Annotated in this window: 23 protein-coding genes; 17 read left to right on the top strand and 6 right to left on the bottom strand. The window is 63.4% G+C overall.

What is annotated here, in order from left to right:
- Window positions 1-58: 58 nt before the first annotated feature.
- The 5 genes from LDZ23_RS10295 to LDZ23_RS10315 form a co-directional block, all read right to left on the bottom strand.
- On the bottom strand, window positions 59-1465 hold the full coding sequence (locus LDZ23_RS10295; RefSeq protein ID WP_244807487.1) for a gamma-glutamyl-gamma-aminobutyrate hydrolase family protein: 1407 nt from the start codon (window positions 1463-1465) through the stop codon (window positions 59-61).
- Window positions 1466-1627: 162 nt separating this feature from the next.
- Window positions 1628-3385 (bottom strand): cation:proton antiporter, encoded by a 1758-nt coding sequence (locus LDZ23_RS10300; RefSeq protein ID WP_034472734.1) that lies wholly within the window; start codon window positions 3383-3385, stop codon window positions 1628-1630.
- 167 nt (window positions 3386-3552) lie between these two features.
- Window positions 3553-3891, bottom strand: a complete 339-nt coding sequence (gene glnK / locus LDZ23_RS10305) for a P-II family nitrogen regulator (RefSeq protein ID WP_008342452.1) — start codon at window positions 3889-3891, stop codon at window positions 3553-3555.
- 129 nt (window positions 3892-4020) lie between these two features.
- Window positions 4021-6075 carry an NAD(+) synthase gene (locus LDZ23_RS10310; RefSeq protein ID WP_008342453.1) on the bottom strand — a complete coding sequence of 685 codons (2055 nt, stop codon included), beginning with the start codon at window positions 6073-6075 and terminating at the stop codon, window positions 4021-4023.
- A 56-nt stretch (window positions 6076-6131) separates the two neighbouring features.
- Window positions 6132-7274, bottom strand: a complete 1143-nt coding sequence (locus LDZ23_RS10315; protein ID WP_008342454.1) for a GNAT family N-acetyltransferase — start codon at window positions 7272-7274, stop codon at window positions 6132-6134.
- Window positions 7275-7439: 165 nt separating this feature from the next.
- Between LDZ23_RS10315 and LDZ23_RS10320 the strand changes: the two genes are divergently transcribed.
- The gene (locus LDZ23_RS10320) at window positions 7440-7733 is read left to right on the top strand and encodes a GIY-YIG nuclease family protein (RefSeq protein ID WP_008342455.1); all 294 of its coding nucleotides are present in this window, start codon (window positions 7440-7442) and stop codon (window positions 7731-7733) included.
- A 51-nt stretch (window positions 7734-7784) separates the two neighbouring features.
- On the opposite strand, the gene ppa is transcribed toward LDZ23_RS10320, so the two are convergent.
- A complete protein-coding gene (gene ppa / locus LDZ23_RS10325) occupies window positions 7785-8312 on the bottom strand; it encodes an inorganic diphosphatase (protein WP_008342456.1) in 528 nt (175 codons plus the stop codon).
- A gap of 188 nt (window positions 8313-8500) precedes the next feature.
- Here ppa and LDZ23_RS10330 point away from each other — a divergent pair, with 188 nt between their 5' ends.
- From LDZ23_RS10330 to ureC, 16 genes are all read left to right on the top strand, one after another.
- The gene (locus LDZ23_RS10330) at window positions 8501-9940 is read left to right on the top strand and encodes an aldehyde dehydrogenase family protein (protein WP_008342457.1); all 1440 of its coding nucleotides are present in this window, start codon (window positions 8501-8503) and stop codon (window positions 9938-9940) included.
- A 10-nt stretch (window positions 9941-9950) separates the two neighbouring features.
- Window positions 9951-10727, top strand: a complete 777-nt coding sequence (locus LDZ23_RS10335; RefSeq protein WP_008342458.1) for an SDR family oxidoreductase — start codon at window positions 9951-9953, stop codon at window positions 10725-10727.
- Window positions 10728-10902: 175 nt separating this feature from the next.
- On the top strand, window positions 10903-12219 hold the full coding sequence (locus LDZ23_RS10340) for an MFS transporter (protein ID WP_008342460.1): 1317 nt from the start codon (window positions 10903-10905) through the stop codon (window positions 12217-12219).
- Window positions 12220-12540: 321 nt separating this feature from the next.
- Window positions 12541-13848, top strand: coding sequence for an urea ABC transporter substrate-binding protein (gene urtA / locus LDZ23_RS10345; protein ID WP_008342462.1), 1308 nt, complete (start codon window positions 12541-12543; stop codon window positions 13846-13848).
- Between the two features lie 77 nt (window positions 13849-13925).
- Entirely contained in the window at window positions 13926-15530 is a 1605-nt protein-coding gene (gene urtB / locus LDZ23_RS10350; protein ID WP_008342464.1) for an urea ABC transporter permease subunit UrtB, read from the top strand.
- A 3-nt stretch (window positions 15531-15533) separates the two neighbouring features.
- On the top strand, window positions 15534-16727 hold the full coding sequence (gene urtC, locus LDZ23_RS10355; RefSeq protein ID WP_244807488.1) for an urea ABC transporter permease subunit UrtC: 1194 nt from the start codon (window positions 15534-15536) through the stop codon (window positions 16725-16727).
- The gene (gene urtD / locus LDZ23_RS10360; RefSeq protein ID WP_008342468.1) at window positions 16724-17590 is read left to right on the top strand and encodes an urea ABC transporter ATP-binding protein UrtD; all 867 of its coding nucleotides are present in this window, start codon (window positions 16724-16726) and stop codon (window positions 17588-17590) included. Before urtC ends, urtD begins: the two co-directional genes overlap by 4 nt.
- 150 nt (window positions 17591-17740) lie before the next feature.
- The gene (gene urtE / locus LDZ23_RS10365; protein WP_008342470.1) at window positions 17741-18433 is read left to right on the top strand and encodes an urea ABC transporter ATP-binding subunit UrtE; all 693 of its coding nucleotides are present in this window, start codon (window positions 17741-17743) and stop codon (window positions 18431-18433) included.
- Window positions 18434-18465: 32 nt separating this feature from the next.
- Window positions 18466-19326, top strand: coding sequence for an urease accessory protein UreD (locus tag LDZ23_RS10370; RefSeq protein WP_244807489.1), 861 nt, complete (start codon window positions 18466-18468; stop codon window positions 19324-19326).
- 172 nt (window positions 19327-19498) lie between these two features.
- Window positions 19499-20287, top strand: coding sequence for a transporter substrate-binding domain-containing protein (locus LDZ23_RS10375; protein ID WP_008342474.1), 789 nt, complete (start codon window positions 19499-19501; stop codon window positions 20285-20287).
- A gap of 18 nt (window positions 20288-20305) precedes the next feature.
- Window positions 20306-20983 carry an amino acid ABC transporter permease gene (locus LDZ23_RS10380; RefSeq protein WP_008342477.1) on the top strand — a complete coding sequence of 226 codons (678 nt, stop codon included), beginning with the start codon at window positions 20306-20308 and terminating at the stop codon, window positions 20981-20983.
- Window positions 20980-21630 carry an amino acid ABC transporter permease gene (locus LDZ23_RS10385; protein WP_008342479.1) on the top strand — a complete coding sequence of 217 codons (651 nt, stop codon included), beginning with the start codon at window positions 20980-20982 and terminating at the stop codon, window positions 21628-21630. Before LDZ23_RS10380 ends, LDZ23_RS10385 begins: the two co-directional genes overlap by 4 nt.
- A complete protein-coding gene (locus LDZ23_RS10390; protein WP_008342480.1) occupies window positions 21617-22336 on the top strand; it encodes an amino acid ABC transporter ATP-binding protein in 720 nt (239 codons plus the stop codon). Before LDZ23_RS10385 ends, LDZ23_RS10390 begins: the two co-directional genes overlap by 14 nt.
- A 99-nt stretch (window positions 22337-22435) precedes the next feature.
- Complete coding sequence (locus LDZ23_RS10395; protein ID WP_008342482.1) at window positions 22436-22738, top strand: urease subunit gamma; 303 nt, start codon at window positions 22436-22438, stop codon at window positions 22736-22738.
- A 4-nt stretch (window positions 22739-22742) separates the two neighbouring features.
- Entirely contained in the window at window positions 22743-23048 is a 306-nt protein-coding gene (locus LDZ23_RS10400) for an urease subunit beta (protein WP_008342484.1), read from the top strand.
- A 12-nt stretch (window positions 23049-23060) separates the two neighbouring features.
- Window positions 23061-24767 carry an urease subunit alpha gene (gene ureC, locus LDZ23_RS10405; RefSeq protein WP_008342486.1) on the top strand — a complete coding sequence of 569 codons (1707 nt, stop codon included), beginning with the start codon at window positions 23061-23063 and terminating at the stop codon, window positions 24765-24767.
- The last annotated feature ends 1 nt before the right edge of the window (window position 24768 follow it).

Below are 24768 nucleotides of genomic sequence, written 5' to 3' on the forward strand. Positions count from 1 at the left end.
AGGCCCGCTCGATCCGAGCGGGCCTTCCTGCTTGGCGACGTCGAAAACGCGTCTCGCGTCAGAAGCGTGTTTCGCGCGCGACGCGCAGAAACGTATCGAGCAGCGGCGTGCAATCGAGCAGTTCCGCGCCGCCCGCGCGATGAAACTCCGGATGCCACTGCACGCCGACGACAAACGGCGCCTTCCGGTAGCGCACCGCCTCGATGATCCCATCGGAGGCCGACACCGCCTCGATGTTCAGATCGCGCCCGATCGTCTTCACCGCCTGATGGTGGATCGAGTTGACGATCGCCTCGCGCTGGTTGGGGAACATGTTGACGAGCGTGGAGCCTTCGGGGAAGCGGATCGAATGCCTATGCTGGTCGTACTGCTCGTTGACGTGGATGCCGGCCGTGGGCACATCGGTGGCGATGTCGCCGTAAAGCGTGCCGCCGAACGCCACGTTGATGAGCTGACAGCCGCGGCACACGCCGAGCACCGGCTTGCCCGACTCGACGAACTCATGCAGCAACTCCAGTTCGTACATATCGCGCACGCGGTCGCCCGGCCATTCGGGACGCGTCGTCGCTTCTTCGTACGACTGCGGCGAGACGTCCGCGCCGCCTTGCAGCAGCAGGCCGTCGAGATGCTTTGCGTAGTCGCGCAGACGGATATTGCTCGTGTGCAGCATGCCCTGATTGCCGACCGTCGGAATCATGAACACGAGCACGTCGCGCGACATCACCCAATGCGCGATGGATTCCTCGAGATATTGCAGCGTCTTGCCGCGCAACCCTTTCGCGCCCGGCTCCGGATGAAAGATCCGCGCCGACACGCCGATGCGCAACGTGCGCTGAGTCATGCGCTGTCCCGCGCGATCGAAAATCTGCCGCGCGCGCGCCGCGATCACGCGGCCAAAGACGGACCACGCCGAATCGGATTGCTTGAGATACGCGGGTTGAGGCTGCGCGGACGTCTGCTCGGTGGCGGGCAGCGGCGGCGGATTGAGCTTGCCGAAGTCCGGCACCTCGGTGAATTCGGGCGGCAGAACGGTGGCGCGGCCAGTCGGGGAATCGGATGACGCGGATTGCGCGTTCGCGGTGCTGGCGGCTTCCGCATCGGTCGCGGCCTCGAAGTTTTCGGCGAGGCTCGCACGCGGTTTCGCCGATGCGCGCTGCTTCTCGCGCACCGCGGCTTCCTGCGCGGCGGTCGCGCTAGCCGCCGATGCGCGCGCCTCGCGGGCGTCCTGCAGCGCGTCGTCGCGGCGGGCTTGCGCCGTGTCGGCCGGCTCGACGTTCGACGCGCTCGAAGGCGCATCCGTCGATGCCCGTTCGGTCGCGCTCGCCTGCGGACCGGGCGCCGAGGCCGCGGCGGCGGCTTCGGGCGAGGCCGTCGGGTTCGCGCTGCGCGGGGCGGCTTGTGAATCGGCGCCGCTGCGGCGGGCATCGGTGCTGCTTGCGTCGTTGGACGTTTTGTTATCGCTCATTCCTGATTCAGGCGCTCGAACGCCATAAGGAGAGTGGACAAACCCCGATTATCCGCCTGAGACCTGCACGGGGCAAACCAGCACACATTTGGTCACATTGGCTCACATTATCGCGGGAACCCGGTACGGGCCGCTGTCGGGGCTATCCCGTGACGAAAACCCTCAATGGTCGCGCGGCTCCTCGAAGGTCTCGCGCAAGGCGATCTGCATCGTCGCGTGGATTTTCACGCACCAGCGCCACAACACGGTCAGCAACAGCGCGACGCACACGAGCACGCCGACCATCAACCCGAACGGCGGCAGGATCCCGCCCGACAGTGCCGCGACGAGCAGGAAGACGCCGAACATCGCGACGATCGGAATGAGCCCGGAAATCGCCGAACGGATCGCGCTCGTGAAGCGCCCCGCTTTCGCGGGCTGCACGCTCACTTCGGCGAGCAGCAGCGCGAGCGATTCGAGCTTGCGATACACCGCGACGAGAAACGGCAGCGCGATCACCAACGCGGCGCCCCACAGCACGACGCGCTGCGCGTTATCGGTGTCGAGCCAGCGCGCGAGATAGCCCGACGCGAACGGGGCCGCATACGACGCGCCGAGAAAAATCGCCGCGACGAGCGCGAGATTCACCGCGATCTGCATGACGATGCGCCGCGTCATCGAGAAAAGCGTCGGGCCGCCGGACGCGGGCGTCAGGCTCGCGAGCCACTGCGAATACAGGCCGAAGGTATGCGCGAGCGGCGCGGGCATCGCGCGGGAAAGGCGCATCGTGAGCGGATCGGCGGCGCGGATCAGATACGGCGTGAAGAGCGTCGTGAGCGCGGACACGGCCACCGCGATCGGATAGAGAAAGCTGCTCGTGACCTTCAGCGACAGGCCGAGCGACGCGATGATGAACGAGAACTCGCCGATCTGCGAGACGCTCATGCCGACGCGCATCGACGTGCGGCCGTCCTTGCCGGCGAGAAACGCGCCGAGCCCGCACGACACGATCTTGCCGAGCACGACGGCAATCGTGATGACGGCGATCGGCCACGCGTAGTCGACGAGCACCGTCGGGTTCAGCAGCAAACCGATGGTGACGAAGAAGATCGCCGAGAACATGTCGCGCACCGGCGCGATCAGATGCTCGATGCGCGCGAGATGCCGCGACTCCGCCATGATCGCGCCGATGAGAAACGCGCCGAGCGCGATCGAATAATCGAGCTTCACGACGAGCAGGCAGAAGCCGAAGCAGAAGCCGAGCACGGTGACGAGCAGCATCTCGTCGCTCTTCGCCTTCGCGACGTAGTTGAGCGCGCGCGGCACCGTGAGAATGCCGACGACCAGCGACACCGTCATGAAAAGCAGCAGCTTGCCGAGCGTGACGACCGCGACGCCAGCGCTTACGGACCCCGTCTGCGCGATGCCGGAGAGCAGCACGAGCATCGCGATCGCGAGTATGTCTTCGACGATCAGAATGCCGAACACGATCTGCGCGAAGTGCTCGCCCTTCATGCCGAGTTCGGAAAGCGCCTTCACGATGATGGTTGTCGACGAGATCGCGAGCATCGCGCCGAGAAAGAGCGAGTCCATCGAGCTCCAGCCGAACCATCGCCCGATCTCGTAGCCGACCCAGATCATCAGCACGATTTCCGAAAGCGCGGCGACGAAGGCGGTCGCGCCGACCTTGAAGAGCTTGCGCAAGCTGAATTCGAGCCCGAGCGAAAACATCAGGAAGACGACGCCGAGTTCGCCGAGCGTCTGGATGGTCGCTTCGTCGTGGATCAGATTGAACGGCGGCGTGTACGGCCCGATGATCACGCCCGCCGCGATATAACCCAGCACGACCGGCTGCCGCAGACGGTGAAAGAGCACCGTCACCACGCCCGCGATGGCCATGATCACTGCGAGATCCTGAATGAAGCCGATCGCGTGATGCATCAACTATTTCCTTACAAAATGATAATGGGATAGCCGATGTTACCGCACGGACGCGGATTCCTGCCCTCCGGCAAGCGATCTTTTCGACGCGCATCGCGCTGGTGCAAGCGCAAAGAAAAGGCCCGCGCAAACGGCGGGCCTCGATGAAAACGAAAGAACGACGGCGCTCAGACTGCCGCTTCGTTTTCCTCGCCGGTGCGAATGCGGATCACGCGCTCGACATCGGCGACGAAGATCTTGCCGTCGCCGATCTTGCCCGTGCGCGCGGCGCCGATGATCGCGTCGATGACCTGATCGGTTTGATCGTTCGCGACGACGACTTCGATCTTCACCTTCGGCAGGAAGTCGACGACATACTCTGCACCACGATAAAGCTCGGTATGCCCCTTCTGACGGCCGAAGCCCTTCACTTCCGTGACCGTGAGACCGGTCAGGCCCACTTCGGCCAGCGCTTCGCGAACTTCGTCGAGCTTGAACGGTTTGATGATGGCGGTGATGCGTTTCATGGCGTGCCTCGCGTAAAGATCGATTCAAGGGGTTCGAAAAAAGGTCGTGTCCCGCGCGGGACAGATGTTTTCGATTCTAGCCGCGTTTCATCGAGCAGGCGGTCCGTATATTCGCGAGGACGTCGGATATCACTCCTTCGTCGGCACGCGTTCGAGGTCCGCGAGCCACACCGTCGCCTGGCCGTCGCTCGGCGCGCGCCAGTCGCCGCGCGGCGAAAGCGAGCCGCCCGAGCCGACCTTCGGCGCGTTCGGCACGCATGAGCGCTTGAACTGACTCGTGCGGAAGAACCGATCCAGGAAGATGCGCAGATTTTTGCGGATCGCGCCGATGTCGTATTGATTCCGCGTAACGGTCGGTCCTTCCGGCCACGCGCCCGCATCGCGATCGCGCCATGCATGCAACGCGAGAAACGCGACCTTCGTTGGTGCAAAGCCGAAGCGCAACGTGTAGTACAGATTGAAGTCCTGCAATTCGTACGGGCCGATGACGCTCTCCGTCTTCTGCTCCACCACGCCGCTCGTCTTGCCGGGGATGAGTTCCGGGCTGATATCGGTGGAGAGGATGTTTTCGAGCACATCGGTTCCGCTTCCGCCGATCTGTCCCGACTCGGCAACCCAGCGCACCAGATGCGTGATCAGCGTCTTCGGCACGCTCGCGTTCACGTTGTAGTGGGACATGTGATCGCCCACTCCGTAGGTGCACCAACCAAGTGCGAGCTCGCTCAGATCGCCCGTGCCGATGACGATCGCATGGTTGAAGTTCGCAAGCCGGAACAGATGGCTCGTGCGTTCGCCCGCCTGCACGTTCTCGTACGTGATGTCGTATTGTTCGGCGCCCGTGCTGTGCGGATGGCCGATGTCGGCGAGCATCTGCACGCAGCTCGGACGAATGTCGATCTCGCTCGCCGTGCAGCCGACGACTTCCATCAGCTCGCGCGCCTGCTTGAGCGTGCGGTCGCTGGTGGCGAAGCCGGGCATCGTATAGGCGAGGATGTTCGAGCGCGGCAGACCGAGGCGGTCCATCGCTTTCGCGCACACGAGCAGTGCATGCGTCGAGTCCAGCCCGCCCGATATGCCGATGACCACCTTCGACATCCCCGACGATTGCAGCCGTTGCAGCAACGCCTGCACCTGAATGTTGTAGACCTCGTTGCATCGTTCGTCGCGGCGCGCGGCATCGGCGGGCACGTACGGAAAGCGCGCGACCCGGCGTTCGAGCGGCAGCTTTTCATCGTCGGGAATCGATAGTGGAAATTCGATCACGTCGAATTGCGCGACTTCGCCGGCGTGGCGATGCGTCGAGCGGCCGAACGTGGTTTGCCGCATGCGTTCGCGCGAGAGGCGTTCGAGATCGATATCGGCGTAAATGAGGTGCGACTGGTCCGAGAAGCGCTCGGACTCCGCCAGCAGCTCGCCGTTTTCGTAGATGAGGCCTTGCCCGTCCCAGGCGAGATCGGTGGACGATTCGCCATTGCCCGCCGATGTGTACAGATACGCCGCGACGCAACGCGCAGACTGCTGCCCGACGAGCTGATGCCGATAAGCCGACTTGCCCACGACGATATTCGACGCTGACAGATTCACGAGCACGGTCGCGCCCGCAAGCGCCGCGAACGATGACGGCGGAATCGGCACCCACACGTCCTCGCAAATCTCGACGTGAAACCGGAAGAGCGGAAGATCCTCGATCTGAAACAGCAGCGACGCGCCGAACGGCACGTCCTGACCGCATAGCGTGACCGTGTTTTCGGCGGCGGCATCGGCGGGACTGAACTGGCGCGCCTCGTAGAACTCGCCGTAGTTCGGCAGATAGCTCTTCGGCACGACGCCGCGAATGAAGCCGCCGGCGATGACGATCGCGCAGTTGAAGAGCTTGTGCTCGGCGCGCACCGGCGCGCCGACGATCATCGCGATATCGAGTTGCTTCGATGCGTCGAGAATGCTTTGCAGCGCGTCTTCGCACGCGTCGAGCAAGGCGCGCTGATGGAAGAGATCGTCGCAGGTATACGCGGACACCCCGAGCTCGGGAAACGCGACGAGCACCGCGCCGTGCGCGGCGGCTTCTTTCGCGAGTTCGATCGTCTGCGCCGCGTTGAACGCGGGATCGGCGACCTTGCAGGACGGAACGCCGACCGCGACGCGCGCGAAATCGTGGCTGTACAGGTTGAAGAAATTTCTGCTCATGGCTGACATGGATGTGCGCGAGTTGCAGCGAAGGGGGTCGAATCGATTATCGCATCTCAGGTTTTCTTCCTGAACGGCGTGTGCGCTTCGAGTTCCTCGATGTGCTGATCCATCGCCTGCGTTTCGGCATCGAGAAATTCGGCGATCGCGTGCGCGAAACGCTGATCCGCGATCCAGTGCGCGGACCATGTCGGCGTCGGCAACAGTCCGCGCGACATCTTGTGCACACCCTGCGCGCCGCCCTCGAAACGCGCGAGCCTATGTTCGATGCAATACGCGATGCCCTGCATGTAGCACGTCTCGAAGTGCAGCCCGGAGACGAACTCCCGCGTGCCCCAATAGCGGCCGTACATCGTGTTGCCGCCGATCATGTTGAGCGCGCACGCGAGGCGCTCGCCGTCCACTTCGGCGATGACGAGCAGCATGCTGTCGGGCGCATCGGCGTGAATGCGGCCGAAGAACTCGCGCGTCAGATACGGCGCGTTCCAGTGCTCGCGATACGTGTTGTCGTAACAGTCGTAGAAGAAGTCGAGCGCGGCATCGTCGATTTCGCCACCGCGCAGCCACTTGTACGTGACGCCCGCATCCGCCACGCGCCGGCGATCCTGCTTCACTTTCTTGCGCTTGTCGTGGCTCATCGTCGCGAGGAAGGCGTCGAAGCTCGCGTAGCCATCGCCGGGCAGATTCTCCCAGTGGAACTGCACGCCTTCGCGCAGCATGTAGCCCGCGTCGGTGAGCGCCTCGACATCCTGCGCGTGCGGAAACAGCACGTGCAGCGACGACAGTTCGAGTCGCCGCGTCAATTCGATCGCGCCGCGCGCGAGCAGCACGCGATCCTCGTGATGCGCGGCGATGAGGCGCGGGCCCGTGACCGGCGAAAACGGCACCGCCGACAGCGCCTTCGGGTAGTAGCGCAGACCGTGGCGCTCGAAGGCATCGGCCCAGGCGTGATCGAACACGTATTCGCCGCGCGAATGCGACTTGATGTAGAGCGGCATCGCGCCGGCAAATTCGCCGCCACGCTTCAGTATCAGATGATGCGCGCGCCAGCCGGTGCGCTTGACGGCGCACTCCGTCTCCTGCAACGCCGAGAGAAACGCGTGACGCACGAACGGGTTTTCGCCGGCGAGCCGGTTCCAGTCGTCGGCGGCGATGTCGGCGAGCGCATCGACCACATGAATTTCGACCTCGCGATTCAACAGGCTACCTCGCTGTGATTGACCGACGAGCGCGCCCGAACCATCGCAGAGCGCGCCCGAAAGCGGCTATTCTCGCGCAAGTCGCAGCGGCGCGCCGATGCGGACAAAACGCCCCGGCGCGGTGCTTTCGGCGATAATGCGCGGCAAATCTTTCATCGTTCTCCCATGCCCTGGTTTCTGTATCTGATCGAATGCGCCGACGGCAGCCTCTACACGGGCATCGCGACGGACGTCGAGGCGCGCTTCACCGCGCATGCGAGCGGCAAGGGCGCGCGCTACACGCGGGCGCGAAAGCCGGTGCGCGTGCTGGCGTCGTTCGAACTGGCGGGGAAATCGGAGGCGCTGCGCGCGGAATATCGCGTCAAGCAACTGACCGCGCAGCAGAAGCGCGCGTTGATTGCGGGGGAAAGGACGCTGGAGTCGTTGTTGCCTCAGACCGAAGCAAGCGAAGAAGAATAAAAAACGCCGCCGCGTGAGTGACATGCGGCGGCGTTGCGTCGGAGAACGCGTTTACTTCTTGTAGTTCGCGACGCCTTCCGAGATTTCCTTGTGCGCGGCGTCGATGCCGGCCCAGCCTTCGACCTTCACCCACTTGCCCTTTTCGAGCGCCTTGTAGTTCTCGAAGAAGTGCTTGATCTGGTCTTTCAGATACTCGGGCACGTCGTCGATCGACTTGATGTTCGCCGTCATCGGGCAGACCTTGTCGTGCGCCACCGCGACGAGCTTCGCGTCCACGCCCGATTCATCGGTCATCTGCAGCATGCCGACCGCGCGCGCACGCACGACCGAGCCCGCCAGCAGCGGATACGGCGTGATGACGAGCACGTCGACCGGGTCGCCGTCGCCGGAGAGCGTCTGCGGAATGAAGCCGTAGTTCGCCGGATAGCGCATGCCGGTGCCGACGAAACGGTCGACGACGAGCAGGCCCATGTCCTTGTCCGCTTCGTATTTGACCGGATCGCTCTGCGCGGGAATTTCGATGATGACGTTGAAATCGTGCGGGAGATCTTTGCCGGGAGGTACGTTGTTGAAGCTCATGAGCGCTCTCTGGAGAAGTTGAGATCGGAGATGGAATCGCACGGGCGGACGGTGTCTTGCGGCCCGTCGCGCTTGTCTGCGCGTGATTTCGCCATTATAGCCAATCGACCCCGCACGCCCGACGCACGTTCCCGGTTGGCGCGATAATCGGTTTCCGGCTCCAGAACATCCGATTTCAGGAGACATGCATGGAAGACGCGAAGCATTTCATCGATAACCGCTGGATCGCGGCATCGGGCAACGAGACGATTCCGGTCGTCGATCCGTCCGATGGCCAGGTCTTCGCGCAGATCGCGCGGGGCACCGCGGCGGACATCGACCGCGCGGTCGCCGCCGCCCGCGCGGCCTTCGACGGCGGCTGGGGCGCGACGAGCGCGGCGGAACGCGGGCGCATCCTCGCGCGCCTGTCGATGCTGATCGGCGCGTGCCACGAGGAGATCGCGCAGGTCGAGGCGCGCGACACCGGCAAGCCGCTGAAGCAGGCACGCGCCGACGCCACCGGCATCGCGCGCTATTTCGAGTTTTACGCGGGCGCCGCCGACAAGCTCCACGGCGAAACCCTGCCCTATCAGCACGGCTACACCGTGCTCACGATCCGCGAGCCGCACGGCGTGACCGGGCATATCGTGCCGTGGAACTATCCGCTGCAGATTTTCGGGCGCAGCGTCGGCGCGGCGCTCGCCACGGGCAACGCGTGCGTCGTGAAGCCGGCGGAGGACGCGTGCCTGTCGCTGTTGCGCATCGCGGAACTGGCGGCGGAAGCCGGCCTGCCGGATGGCGCGCTCAATATCGTCACCGGATACGGTCACGAAGCGGGCGCGGCGCTCGCGCGGCATCCGGGCATCGATCACATCTCGTTCACCGGCTCGCCCGCGACGGGCGCGGCCGTCACCAAGATGGCCGCCGACAATCACGTCCCCGTCACGCTGGAACTCGGCGGCAAGTCGCCGCAAATCGTATTCGCCGATGCCGATTTCGACGCCGCCCTTCCCGTGCTCGTCGCCGCGATCGTGCAGAACGCCGGACAGACGTGCTCGGCGGGCAGCCGCGTGCTGATCGAGCGCGCGGCGTACGAACCCTTGCTGGATCGTCTCTCGGAGGCGTTCGCGGCGCTGAAGGTCGGTCCGAGCAAGCTCGATCTCGACTGCGGCCCGCTCATCAGCGCGAAGCAGCAGCAGCGCGTGTGGGATTTTCTGTCCGATGCGCAGCACGACGGCATTCCGATGGCCGCGCACGGCGAAGTCGTCGGCGATGCGCCCGAAGCGGGCTTCTATCAGGCGCCGACGCTGTTGCGCGACGTCCCGCCGACGCATCGTCTCGCGCGCGAGGAAGTGTTCGGCCCGGTGCTCGCCGCGATGCCCTTCGACGACGAAGCCGACGCGCTGCGACTCGCCAACGGCACCGACTACGGGCTCGTCGCCGGCATCTGGACCCGCGACGGCGCGCGTCAGATGCGGCTCGCGCGCCGCGTGCGTTCCGGACAGGTGTTCATCAACAACTACGGCGCGGGCGGCGGCATCGAATTGCCGTTCGGCGGCGTCAAGCATTCGGGACACGGACGCGAGAAAGGCTTCGAGGCGCTGTACGGCTTCACGACGCTCAAGACCATCGCCATCAAACACGGATAAGGAGACACGCATGCGACTGCAAGGCAAAACCGTCATCGTGACGGGCGGCGGCTCGGGATTCGGCGAAGGCATCGCGAAGACGTTCGCGCGTGAGGGCGCAAACGTCGTCGTCAACGATCTGAACGGGCCGGCCGCCGAGCGCGTCGCGAGCGAGATCGCGCTCGCATCGTCGCCGGAGGTGAAGCACGGCCGCGCGATCGCCGTTCAAGGCGATGTGACGAAGCGCGCCGACTGGCAAACGCTCTTCGATGCCGCGATCGGGGACTTCGGCAGCGTGCAGGTCGTCGTCAACAACGCGGGCACGACGCACCGTAACAAGCCCGTTCTCGACGTCACCGAGGCCGAATTCGACCGCGTCTACGCGGTGAACGTGAAGAGCATCTATTGGAGCGTCGAGCAGTTCGTGCCGTACTTTCGCGAACGGGGCGGCGGCGCGTTCATCAATATCGCGTCGACGGCGGGCGTGCGGCCGCGTCCGGGACTCGTCTGGTACAACGGCAGCAAGGCGGCGGTCATCATCGCGAGCAAGGCGCTCGCGGTCGAACTGGGCGCGGACCGCATCCGCGTGAACTGCATCAATCCGGTGATGGGCGAGACCGCCCTGCTCTCCGAGTTCATGGGCATGGAGGACACGCCCGAGAACCGCCGCAAGTTTCTCGCGACGATACCGCTCGGCCGGCTTTCGACGCCTCAGGACATCGCCAACGCGGCGCTTTATCTCGCATCCGACGATGCCGAGTTCATCACCGGCGTCGCGCTCGAAGTGGACGGCGGACGCTGCGTCTGACGCTTGCCCGCGCACGCCGCGCGCCGTGTGCGGCGGGCGCGGGCATCGGTGCTTTCCCTAGCAGAAACGGGCGTTTTGCGGTGCGGCCGACGGGCTAGAATCCTTACGCGCCTGTAATCGCGAGCGGGCCCGTCCGCTCGCCTGGCGCACACAAAAAATATTGGAGACAAGCATCATGGCCAGCACCGCCAAACCCATGCCGCGCCCCGGCGCGGGCACGCCTTCCGCGTTCGAGGAGGCCACTTACCGAAAGGTCGTCTGGCGTCTCGCGCCGCTTCTGCTGATCTGTTATGTGGTGGCGTATCTCGACCGCGTGAACGTCGGCTTCGCCAAGCTGCAGATGGCCGCCGATTTGCAACTGTCGGATGCCGTGTACGGCTTCGGCGCGGGCATTTTCTTCTTCGGCTACTTCATCTTCGAGATTCCGTCGAACATCATCTTGCATCGCGTCGGCGCGCGCGTGTGGATCGCGCGGATCATGATTACGTGGGGCGTCATTTCGGCGCTCACGATGTTCATCACCACGCCGACGATGTTCTACGTCATGCGCTTTCTGCTCGGCGCGGCGGAAGCGGGCTTCTTCCCCGGCATCATTCTTTATCTGACGTACTGGTTTCCGGCGCAGCGGCGCGGGCGCATCACGACGCTGTTCATGACGGCGATCGCGCTTTCGGGTCTGATCGGCGGGCCGATCAGCGGCTGGATCATGGATGCGTTCCACATGAAGAACGGCTGGCACGGCTGGCAATGGCTGCTGCTGCTGGAAGGCATTCCGTCGATCATCGTCGGCATCGTCGTGTTCCTGAAGCTCGACGATCGTATCTCGAAGGCTTCTTGGCTCACGCAGGAAGAACGCGAACTGCTCGAACGCAATATCGCGGCGGATAACGTCCAGAAGGAAGATCTGTCGCTGGGCAAGATCTTGTCGAGCCCGAAAGTGTGGCTGATGAGCATCATCTACTTCTCGTTCGTGATGGGACTGTATGGCGTGAGCTTCTGGCTGCCGACGATCATCAAGTCGATGGGAATCAAGGATGCGCTGCATGTCGGCCTGCTCTCCGCGATTCCTTATGGCGCGGCGGTGATCGGCATGCTGTACGCGGCGCGCAGCGCGGATCGTTCCGGCGAGCGTCGCTGGCATATCGCGATTCCGGCGTTGATCGGTGCGATCGGACTGGTGCTGTCGGTGGTGTGGTTCAACAACACGACGCTCGCGATGCTCGGCCTCACGCTCGCCACGATGGGCATTCTCACGACGCTGCCGCTGTTCTGGAGTCTGCCGACGGCGTTTCTTGCCGGCACCGGGGCGGCTGCGGGTATTGCGATGATCAACTCGCTTGGGAATCTCGCCGGGTTTTTGAGTCCTTATCTCGTGGGGTGGTTGAAGCAGGTCACTGCTTCTAATTCGAGTGGGATGTATATGCTCGCGGGTTTTCTCGTTCTTGGGGCTGTGCTTGTGCTTAGTGTGCCGGCGCGGTTGGTTAATCGGTAAGGTTGCGTTCCGCTTTTTTTAGCGGAAGCCTGTGATCGCGTCGGTCTGTTGGCACTGCCCTTGTGCGGGGCAGTCCCAACAGACCGACGCGTAATCGGGAGCCGGCGAAAAAGAACGAAACCCGCACCGCAACGATGCACATCTCCCGTGCATGCACCAAAACCTCGCCCGCTAACCCACATCCCCCGAAGTAAAACTTCCCTGCGATTCCCCGCAAACCCCCGCCATTAGGGCAAAAGACCCCAATTGGCATACCCCTTGCAGAACGCTCCGAGCAATCGTCATTGCTCAAACAACCACATCGGCAAGGGGAACACAGAAATGAAACGACGCAGTCTGCTGAAGTTCGGCTCCATGTCGGGCGCGCTCGCCCTTGCGGGCCAACTTCCGATCACGAAAGCCCACGCCGCCGATACCGGTCCGATCAAAGTCGGCATCCTCCATTCGCTGTCGGGCACGATGGCGATCTCCGAGACGTCGCTGAAAGACACGGCGCTCATGACCATCGCCGATATCAACAAGAGCGGCGGCGTCATGGGCCGGCAGATTCAGCCCGTCGTCGTCGATCCCGCTTCGAACTGGCCGCTCTTCGCCGAGAAGGCGCGTCAGCTTCTCACGCAGGACAAGTGCGCGGTCGTGTTCGGCTGCTGGACCTCGGTGTCGCGCAAGTCCGTGCTGCCGGTGTTCGAGGAACTCAACGGCCTGCTCTTCTACCCCGTGCAGTACGAAGGCGAAGAGATGTCCCGCAACGTGTTCTATACGGGCGCCGCGCCGAATCAGCAGGCGATTCCCGCCGTCGAATATCTGATGGGACCGGAAGGCGGCAGCGCCAAGCGCTTCTTCCTGCTCGGCACCGACTACGTGTACCCGCGCACGACCAACAAGATCCTGCGCGCGTTCCTTCACTCCAAGGGCGTGAAAGATGCAGACATTCAGGAGGTCTACACACCGTTCGGACATAGCGACTATCAAACCATCGTCGCGAACATCAAGACCTTTGCCCAAGGGGGAAAGACGACTGTCATCTCTACGATCAACGGCGATTCGAACGTACCGTTCTACAAGGAACTCGGCAACCAGGGCCTGAAAGCGACGGACGTGCCTGTCGTCGCGTTCTCGGTCGGCGAAGAGGAACTGCGCGGCATTGACACGAAACCGCTCGTCGGCCATCTTGCCGCATGGAACTACTTCATGTCGGTGAAGAACCCGAACAACTCGAAGTTCGAGAAGGAATTCTTCGCGTACGCAAAGGCGCAGAACCTTCCGGGCGGCGACAAGCGCGTCACCAACGATCCGATGGAAGCGACCTTCGTCGGCATCCACATGTGGAAGCAGGCCGTCGAAAAGGCGAAGAGCGCCGATGTCGACAAGGTCCGCACCGCGATGGTCGGTCAGACCTTCGCCGCGCCTTCCGGCTTCACACTGACGATGGACGGCAACCATCATCTGCATAAGCCCGTGATGATCGGCGAAATTCGCGGCGACGGTCAGTTCAACGTCGTCTGGAAGACGAAGACCGCCATACGCGCGCAGCCGTGGAGCCCGTATATCGCGGGCAACGAGGGCAAGCCGGATGTCGTCAGCTCGATTCCCGCGTTCCTGCGCCGTCAGCGCGTGCGTGTCGCGTAACGCGTGACGTCGATGCAGCGAGGCCGCGCGTTTCATGCGATGCGCGCGGCCTTTCGAGTTCTAACGGAAAGGCCCACATGACCGGCTCCCTCAAGCGCGCGCTCTTTGCGCTCATCCTCGCGATGACGTCGCTCGCGGCCCACGCGCTCACCAACGACGATCTCGCCCCGCTCGCCGGCGACGACTTCGAAGCCAAGACCGCCGCCATCGACAAGCTCATTGCCAATGCCGATGCGCCTTCCATCGCCGTGCTCGGCGCGCTGTCCGATGGCTCGCTCGTCGCGACCGATAACGGTCACGTCTACATTCAGACCGATGACGGCACGAAGGACGCGATCACCGGCAAGACCGCCGAAGCGCCCGATGCGCAGCCGATCACGCTGAACAATCTGCTGCGCACGAAGGTCGCGGGCGCGTTGTCGGGGCTGCAGCTCGCATCGCCCGATACGGCCAAACGCCGCGACGCCATCGCTGCGTTGCTGAAGAACCCGGACGCATCGATGAAGCCGATGATCGACCGAGCCCGCGCCATCGAAAAGGATTCCGAACTAAAGAAGCGCCTCGACACGCTCTGGGCGATGACCGCGCTGCACGATCCCGACGTGAACAGGCGTCTCGAAGCCGCGCAACTCGTCGCGGCGCGCCATGACCTCGACATGTACGAACTGCTGCGCCCGATCGTCGCGAAGAAGGCCGACGGCACGTTCAACGAACCCGACGAACGCGTACGCAACGCGGCTCAGGAAGGCATCTACGCACTCGATTCGATTCAGCGCCGCAGCGAAATCTTCGGCACGATCTTCGCGGGCCTCTCGCTCGGCAGCGTGCTGCTGCTCGCGGCGCTCGGGCTTGCGATCACATATGGGCTGATCGGCGTCATCAACATGGCGCACGGCGAGTTCCTGATGATCGGCGCCTATGCGACCTATGTCGTGCAGAACCTCGTGCAGCATTACGCGCCCGCCGCGTTCAACTGGTATCCGCTCTTCGCGGTGCCTGCGTCGTTCATCGCCGCGGGGCTCGTCGGCATCGTGCTCGAAAGGCTCGTGCTGAAGCATCTCTACGGACGTCCGCTCGAAACGCTGCTGACGACCTTCGGCATCAGCCTGATCCTGATTCAGGCGACGCGCACGCTCTTCGGCGCGCAGAACGTGCAGGTGACGAATCCCTCGTGGATGAGCGGCGGCGTCACCGTGATGCAGAACCTCATCCTCCCGTACAACCGTCTGACGATCCTCGCGTTCTCGCTCGCCGTCGTCGCGATCGCGTGGGGCGTGCTCACGAAGACGCGCCTCGGCCTCTTCGTGCGCGCGGTGACGCAGAACCGCCGCATGGCCGCGTGCGTCGGCGTCAAGACAGCGCGTGTCGATTCGTACGCGTTCGCGTTCGGTGCGGGCATCGCGGGACTCGGCGGCTGCGCGCTCTCGCAGATCGGCAACGTCGGGCCCGATCTCGGCCAGAGCTACATCATCGATTCGTTCATGGCGGTGGTGCTCGGCGGCGTCGGCCAGCTCGCGGGCACCGTGATCGGCGGCTTCGGGCTCGGGCTCGTCAGCAAGGCGGTCGAGCCGTTCTGGGGCGCGGTGCTCGCGAAGATCGCGGTGCTCGTGCTCATCGTGTTGTTCATCCAGAAGCGTCCGCAGGGCATGTTCGCCCTCAAGGGCCGCAGCGCGGAGGCTTGAGACATGACCGCCTCGACCAATGTCGGCACGAACCTCGACGTCACGCCGCAACCCGATCCGGGCGCGGCGCGCGCGGGTTTCGCGCTCGGCCTGCCGCCGCGCGCCGCGCTCTTGCCGAAGAATGGCTGGCTCGCGTTGATCGCGCTCGTCATCGCGATGAGCATCTTCGTGCCCGTCAGCGCGCTCGTGCTGCCGGAAACGAGCACGTTCCATCTCTCGGCTTATGCGATGACGCTCGTCGGCAAGCTCATGTGCTACGCAATCGGCGCGCTCGCGCTCGACCTCGTATGGGGCTATTGCGGCATTCTGAGCTTGGGCCATGCGCTTTTCTTCGCGCTCGGCGGCTACGCGATGGGCATGTACCTGATGCGCTCGATCGGCCGCGAGGGGACGTATCAAAGCGATCTTCCCGACTTCATGGTGTTTCTCGACTGGCACAAGCTGCCGTGGTACTGGGAGGGCACGGAACATCTCTGGTATGCGCTGTTGCTCGTCGTCCTCGTGCCTGGCGTGCTTGCGTGGGTGTTCGGCTTCTTCACGTTCCGCTCGCGCGTGAAGGGCGTGTATCTGTCGATCATCACACAGGCGATGACCTTCGCCGCGATGCTGCTTTTCTATCGCAACGAAACGGGCTTCGGCGGCAACAACGGCTTCACCGACTTCAAGCGTATCGCGGGCTTTCCAATCACGCATCCGGGCACGCGCACTGCCCTCTTTCTCATCACGTTCGCGGTGCTCGTGCTCGCGTTTCTCGCGGCGAGATGGATCGTCACGTCGAAGCTCGGGCGAGTCGTCACCGGCGTGCGCGACGGCGAAGCGCGCCTGATGTTCCTCGGCTATAGCCCGCTCGCGTACAAGCTCTTCATCTGGACGGTGTCGGCGGTGTTGTGCGGCATCGCGGGCGCGTTGTATGTGCCGCAGGTCGGCATCATCAATCCGAGCGAGATGTCGCCCGCGAACTCGATCGAAATGGCGATCTGGGTCGCGGTCGGCGGACGCGGCACGCTGATCGGACCGATCGTCGGCGCGTTCGCCGTCAACGGCGCGAAGAGCTTTTTCACCGCCTATTTCGCGGAGTATTGGCTGTTTTTCCTCGGCCTCATCTTCACGCTCGTGCCCTTGCTTCTGCCGAACGGCATCATGGGACTGATCGATCTCGCGCGCCGCAAGAAGGCGCATGGAGACGCTGCCGAATGACTGCACATAACGCATTGATCGTGGATTTGCCGCCGATTCCGGAGACGAGCCACAAGAACATCAACGTGTCGTCGGGCCTGGGGCATGTGCTCGCGCCCGGCGAGATCGATGTATCGCACGGCACGATCCTCTATCTCGAGGACGTCACCGTGAGCTTCGACGGCTTTCGCGCGCTGAACAAGCTGACGTTGTCGATCGATGTGGGCGAGTTGCGCTGCGTGATCGGCCCGAACGGCGCGGGCAAGACGACGATGATGGATGTCATCACCGGCAAGACGCGTCCCGACGACGGCAAGGTTTTTCTCGGGCAGACGTTCGATCTCACGCGCATGTCGGAGCCGGTGATTGCGCGCACGGGCATCGGGCGCAAGTTTCAGAAGCCGACTGTGTTCGAGAATCATCCGGTGTGGGAGAACCTCGAACTCGCGATGAAGACGGACAAGCGCTGGTTCGCATCGTTGAGGGCGCGGCTGGATGGTGCCGCGCAGGCTCGCATCGAAGAGACGCTGGAGCTGATTCGCCTTCAGCATCAGGCGACGCGGCTTGCGGGCGAGTTGTCGCATGGGCAGAAGCAGCGGCTCGAAATCGGCATGTTGTTGATGCAGCAGCCTGCTCTCTTGCTGCTCGATGAGCCTGCGGCCGGCATGACCGATCATGAAACGATGGAACTCGCGGAGTTGCTCAACAAGCTGCGTGGGTCGTGTTCGATGATGGTCGTCGAGCATGATATGGAGTTTGTTGCTGCGCTTTCGGGGGATAGCGGGAAGGTAACTGTTATGGCTGAGGGGAGTGTTCTTGCCGAAGGCACGCTCGATGACGTCAAACGGGACGAGGCCGTTATTGAGTCTTATCTTGGGCGTTAGTGTTTTATGTCGGCGTGGGTCGTCGTGGAAGCCTGTTTTCTTAGTGGTCTATTAGCACTGCCCCTGTGCGGGGCAGTGCTAATAGACCGACGCGATCACAGGATTCCACGCAAGCGTAAGCAAACAAGCGCAGACCAAGAGACAAAGCAAATGCTAGAAGTCGAAAACCTGAACCAATACTATGGCGGCAGCCACATCCTCCGCGATGTGAAACTCACCGTCCCCGATGGAAAACTCACCGTCCTGCTAGGCCGCAACGGCGTGGGCAAAACGACGCTCCTTCGCTGCCTGATGGGTGTCGTCCCGACAAAAAGCGGCACCATCGCCTGGCGCGGCAACAAGCTCTCCTCGATGCCCACCCACGCGCGCGTCGCAAACGGCCTCGCCTACGTGCCGCAAGGCCGCGACATCTTCGGCCGTCTCACCGTCGAAGAAAACCTGCTCGTCGGCGCAGCGAGCCGCAAAGCGCCATCGAAGATTCCCGATCACATCTACGCGCTGTTCCCCGTCCTCAAAGACATGAAGAACCGCCGAGGCGGCGATCTCTCCGGCGGTCAACAACAGCAACTCGCAATCGGCCGCGCGCTGATGAGCGAGCCGCAACTGCTCATCCTCGACGAGCCGACCGAAGGCATTCAGCCATCGATCATCCGCGATATCGGCCGAACGCTTCGGCAACTCGTCGACGAAATGGGCATGACGGTCCTGCTCGTCGAGCAGTATTACGACTTCGCGCGCGAACTCGCCGATCGATACTGGGTCATGAGCCGCGGCGAAATCGTCGCGGGCGGCGCGGGCTCGGAAATGGACGCGCATGGAGTGCGCGAGCTGATCGCCGTATGATCGAGGCTCCGCTCTAGAAGAACGCATCGCTCATGCACCACGAATCGCACGCAACACTCGCCGATCCGAACATCTGGCGCGGCTCGCTCGAACTCGGCTACGCGCGTCAGCACGGCCGCACTGTCTGCGTTCATCGCAAGCACGAAGGCCCATTGCGGCTGCAACGGCCGCTCTATCCCGAAGGCGATATCTGTCATTCGGTGATCGTGCACCCGCCCGGCGGCGTCGCGGGCGGCGATCGTCTTTCCATCGACGTTCGTCTGCACCAAGACACGCACGCCGTCATCACGACGCCCGGCGCGACCAAGTGGTACAAGGCCAACGGCAAGCTCGCGACGCAGCGCATCGATATCGATCTCGCCGCGCATGCGAAGCTCGACTGGCTGCCGCAAAACAACATCGTGTTCGAATCGTCGAACGTCGAACTCGAATTCAACCTGACACTCGATGAAGGCGCGAGCGCGATCGGCTGGGACGCAATGCTGCTCGGGCGCGCCGCCGCCGGCGAAAAGTGGACGCAAGGGCAAATCAAGGCGACATCGCGTATCGCGCATCGCAATGGTTCGACGCTCTGGTTCGAACGCACGCTGCTCGATGCGCGCGATCCGCTGCGCGACTCCGCTCAAGGTCTCGCGGGCTTCCCCGCTTACGGCACGCTCTGGGCGATCGGCCCCGCATGCGACGATGCCCTCGCCGAGACCCTCGCCGCACATCTTCCCTTCGACGATGAGCTCCGCGCAGGCGCATCGTGCGTCGCGCCGGGCGTGCTGATCGTGCGCGCGATCAGCCGCTCCATGGAACCGCTGCAAAACGCACTCACCGATTGCTGGTCGTGTCTTCGTCCGCTCGTGCATGGCGTCGATGCGCGACCTCTGCGTTTGTGGACTACCTAGTACGCACCAACGAAGCGCACGCGTCTGCACATCGGTTGTGCGCGGCGATATATGCGTAACCGGCAAACGCTGACAGCATAAGAAATAAGCATCGATGGCACGACTCTCGCTTTAAGCCTTCGCTCGAGAGCCGCGCATTCCAACGCGGCCGTTCAAGACCGAAGGATCATCGATGCTCACGACTTTTTCCCGCACGCGGCGCACCGCACTCGTCGCGCTGCTGCTTTCCCTCGCGCCTCTCGCCGCGCATGCCGACGCGCTCGACACCATCGCGAAGAACGGCACGCTGCGCGTCGCCGTGCCCGAAGACTATCCGCCCTTCGGCTCGGTCGGCGCCGACATGAAACCGCAAGGCTACGACGTCGACATGGCCGCGCTGCTCGCCAAGTCGATGAACGTGAAGCTCGAACTCGTGCCCGTCAACAGCGCGAACCGCATCCCGTATCTGACGACCAACAAGGTCGATCTCGTGATCTCGTCGCTCGGCAAGACGCCGGAACGCGAGAAGGTGCTCGACTTCTCGACGGCTTACGCGCCCTACTTCCAAGGCGTGTTCGGCCCCGCCGACATCAAGGTGACGAGCCCCGCCGATCTCACCGGCAAGACCGTCGGCGCCACGCGCGGCGCGCTCGAAGAGATCGCGCTCTCGCAGATGGCGCCCAACGCGACCATCAAGCGCTTCGAGGACAACAACGCGACCATCTCGGCCTTTCTCTCGGGACAGGTGCAACTGATCGCGGCGGGCAACATCGTCGCGGCGGCGATACTGTCGAAGAATCCGCCGCGCCGGCCGGAAGCGAAGTTCATCATCAAGGATTCGCCGTGCTTCGTCGGCATGAACAAGAACGAGCCGCGCCTGATGTCGAAAGTGGACGACACCATCGCGCAGGCGAAGAAGGACGGCACGCTCAACACGATGTCGAAGAAGTGGTTCAACCAGCCGCTGCCCGCGACCCTTTGATCGGGAGCGCGGCATCGTATGGCCTATGAACTTCAATTCGCCGATCTAGCGCAGTACGCGGGCATGTTCGCGAGCGGCGCGGCGACCACGCTCGCGCTGACCGCAGTCTCGACGGCGCTCGGCGTGTCGGTCGGCGTGCTCGGCGCCGCCGCGCGCAACAGCCGGCATGCGTGGCTCGCGGCGATCGTCGGCGGCTATGTCGAAGCGGTCCGCAACACGCCGTTCATCGTGCAACTGTTCTTCGTGTTCTTCGGCCTGCCCGCGCTCGGCATTCATCTCAGCGAATACGTCGCGGCCATTCTCGCGATGACGCTCAATCTCGGCGCGTACTCGATCGAGATCGTGCGCGCGGGCGTCGCCGCCGTTCCGAAGGGTCATCTCGAAGCGGCGGCATCGCTCGCGATGTCGCGTGGCGAGACGTTCCGTCATGTCGTGTTGCCGCAAGCGCTCGCCAAAGTGTTCCCCGCATTGACCAGCCAGATCGTCATCACGATGCTCGGCTCGGCGGTCGTCTCGCAGATATCGGTGCCCGATCTCACGTATGCCGCGAGCTATATCCAGTCGCGCAACTTCCGCGCGTTCGAGACGTGCTTCTTCATCACGGCCGCGTATCTCGTGATGGCGCTCGCTCTGCGCGCCGCATTGAACGCCATGGGCAAGCGCTTTCTGATGAACCACCGGAGCGCCGCGCGATGATCGAATTCACGCTCGCGCAGATCTTCGAGAACCTGCTGCTCGCGGCGCGCTGGACCGTCGTGCTGTCGATCGTGTCGTTCGTGTTGGGCGGCATCGTCGGCTTCGTGCTGCTCGTCATGCGCGTGTCGAAATCGCAAGTGCTGCGCATGCTCGTCAAAGGCTATATCCAGCTCTTTCAGGGCACGCCGCTTCTCATGCAGTTGTTCCTCGTGTTCTTCGGCCTGCCCTTGCTCGGCATCGACGTGTCGCCGTGGCTCGCGGCGAGCGTCGGTCTCACGCTCTTCACGAGCGCGTATCTCGCGGAGATCTGGCGCGGCGCGGTCGAAGCGGTGCCGAAGGGCCAGTGGGAAGCATCGTCGTCGCTCGCGATGAGTTACATGGAGCAGCTTCGTCACGTGATCCTGCCGCAAGCGACGCGCATCGCGGTCGGCCCGACGGTCGGCTTCGCGGTGCAGGCGGTGAAGGACACGGCGCTCGTATCGATCATCGGCTTCACGGAACTGACGAAGGCCGGCACGATGATTTCGAACGCAACTTTCCGGCCGTTTCTCGTGTATGGGCTCGTCGCCGTTATCTACTTCTTGCTTTGCTATCCGCTGACGCGCTATGCGCGCACGCTCGAAAGGAAATGGAATGCCGCTCGTTGAAACCCGCAATCTTCAGAAGCAGTTCGGCGCGAATCAGGTGCTGAAGGGCATCGACTTCGCCGTCGAGCGCGGACAAGTCGTGTCGATCATCGGGCGCAGCGGCTCGGGCAAGAGCACGTTGCTGCGCACGCTCAACGGTCTGGAGAGCATCGACGAAGGCTCGATCGAAATCGACGGCGAGCATATCGATGCGCGTCATGCCGACCTGCGCGCGCTGCGGCTGAAAGTCGGCATGGTGTTCCAGCAATACAACCTCTTTCCGCATCTCACCGCGGGCGAAAACGTGATGCTCGCGCAGACCGTCGTCAGGAAGATCCACAGGGCGAAGGCGCGCGCGACGGCGCATACCGTGCTCGAACGCGTCGGTCTCGGCGACAAGTTCGATGCTTTTCCCGATCAGCTTTCGGGCGGTCAGCAGCAACGCGTCGCGATCGCGCGCGCACTTGCGATGAAGCCGACCGTGCTGCTCTGCGATGAGATCACATCGGCGCTCGATCCCGAACTCGTCGGCGAAGTGCTAGCGGTCGTCGAAGACCTCGCGCGCGACGGCATGACGCTCATCATGGTCACGCACGAAATGCGCTTCGCGCGCAAGGTGAGCGACAAGGTCGTGTTCATGCATCAGGGGCGCGTGTGGGAATCGGGCGCGCCGGACGCCATCTTCGAGCGGCCGTCGACCGTGGAGTTGCAGCGCTTCATCCAGTAAGCCGAAAGCCTACCGAAAGCCCCTTAAAAGCGCATGAGACGCGGCATTCCGGTGCTAGCATTGCAAAGCCCGAAACACTTTTCTCCATAGAAGAAGCCCATGAAACTCACGCCCAGAGAAAAGGACAAGCTGCTGATCTTCACAGCGGCCCTGCTCGCCGAGCGTCGCCGCGCGCGCGGCCTCAAGCTCAATCATCCGGAAGCGGTCGCGTTCATATCGGCGGCATTGATGGAAGCGGCGCGCGACGGCAAGACTGTCGCCGAAGTCATGCACTACGGCACCACGCTGCTCACGCGCGACGACGTGATGGAAGGCGTGCCCGAGATGATTCCCGACATCCAGATCGAAGCGACCTTCCCCGACGGCACCAAGCTCGTCACCGTTCATCATCCGATTCCCTGACACCATGATCCCCGGCGAATATTTCATCGACGATGGCGAGCACGAGCTCAATGCGGGCCGCGAGACGGTTACGGTCGTCGTCGCGAATCATGGCGACCGGCCGGTGCAGGTCGGCTCGCACTTCCACTTCTACGAAGTCAACGCGGCGCTCAAATTCGAGCGCGAGAAGGCGCGCGGCTTCCGATTGAACATCGCGGCGGGCACGGCAGTCCGCTTCGAACCCGGTCAGGAACGCACCGTCGAACTCGTCGCGCTGGCCGGCGATCGCCATGTGTACGGCTTCAACGCGCTCGTCATGGGCCCGCTCTAAAAAAGGACAGATATGACGCTACGCATCGGCCGCCGCGCTTATGCGGAAATGTTCGGCCCGACCACCGGCGACCGCGTGCGCCTCGCCGACACCGATCTCATCATCGAAGTGGAACGCGACTTCACGACCTACGGCGAAGAAGTGAAGTTCGGCGGCGGCAAGGTGATTCGCGACGGCATGGGCCAGTCGCAGCGCCCCGCCGCCGACGTCGTCGATACTGTCGTGACCAATGCGCTGATCCTCGATCACTGGGGCATCGTGAAGGCCGATATCGGCATCAAGGGTGGACGCATCTTCGCCATCGGCAAGGCGGGCAATCCGGACATTCAGCCGAACGTGAACATCGCGATCGGCGCGGCGACGGAAGTGATCGCGGGCGAAGGCATGATCGTGACGGCGGGCGGCGTCGATACGCACATTCACTTCATCAGCCCGCAACAGATCGACGAAGCGCTCGCGAGCGGCGTCACGACGATGCTCGGCGGCGGCACCGGCCCCGCGACCGGCACCAACGCGACAACTTGCACGCCGGGCCCGTGGCACATGGAGCGCATGCTGCAGGCCGCCGACGGCTGGCCCGTCAATCTCGGCTTTCTCGGCAAGGGCAACGCGAGCCTGCCGGAGCCGCTGATCGAGCAGGTGAAAGCGGGCGCGATCGGCCTGAAGCTGCACGAGGATTGGGGCACGACGCCCGCCGCGATCGACAATTGCTTGAGCGTCGCCGACGACACCGACACGCAAGTCGCCATCCACACCGACACGCTGAACGAAGCGGGCTTCGTCGAAACGACCATCGCCGCGTTCAAGGGCCGCACGATCCACACGTATCACACAGAAGGCGCGGGCGGCGGCCATGCGCCGGACATCATCAAGGTCGCGGGCGAATCGAACGTGCTGCCCTCTTCCACGAATCCGACGCGCCCCTACACCGTCAACACGCTCGATGAGCATCTCGACATGCTGATGGTGTGCCATCACCTTGATCCGTCGATCGCGGAAGACATCGCGTTCGCGGAATCGCGGATTCGTCGCGAGACCATCGCGGCCGAAGACATCCTTCACGATCTCGGCGCGCTGTCGATGCTTTCTTCGGATTCCCAAGCAATGGGCCGCGTCGGTGAAGTCATCATTCGCACATGGCAGACCGCGCACAAGATGAAGGTGCAGCGCGGCGCGTTGCCCGAAGACAGCACGCGTAATGATAATTTCCGCGCGAAGCGCTATGTCGCGAAGTACACGATCAATCCGGCAATCACGCACGGCATCGCGCATGAAGTCGGCTCGATCGAGCCGGGCAAGTGGGCCGATCTGGTGTTCTGGGAACCCGCGTTCTTCGGCGTGAAGCCCGCGATGATCGTCAAGGGCGGCATGATCGCGGTCGCGCAGATGGGCGACCCGAATGCGTCCATTCCGACGCCGCAGCCAGTGCATTATCGCGAGATGTTCGCGACACGCGGCGGCGCGCTCGGCAAGACGTCGCTGACATTCGTATCGCAGATGGCGATGGAGGCGCGCATCGCGGATCGTTATGGCTTGCAAAAGCAGATCGTCGCGGTCAGGAACTGCCGCAATGTGACGAAGGCCAACATGATTCACAATGCATGGCAGCCGTCCATCAGCGTCGATCCGCAGACCTATCAGGTGATCGCCGACGGACAATTGCTCACATGCGATCCCGCCACCGTTCTGCCGATGGCGCAGCGTTACTTCTTGTTCTGAT

The organism is Caballeronia zhejiangensis (genome assembly GCF_022879815.1).
Taxonomy (GTDB): domain Bacteria; phylum Pseudomonadota; class Gammaproteobacteria; order Burkholderiales; family Burkholderiaceae; genus Caballeronia; species Caballeronia zhejiangensis.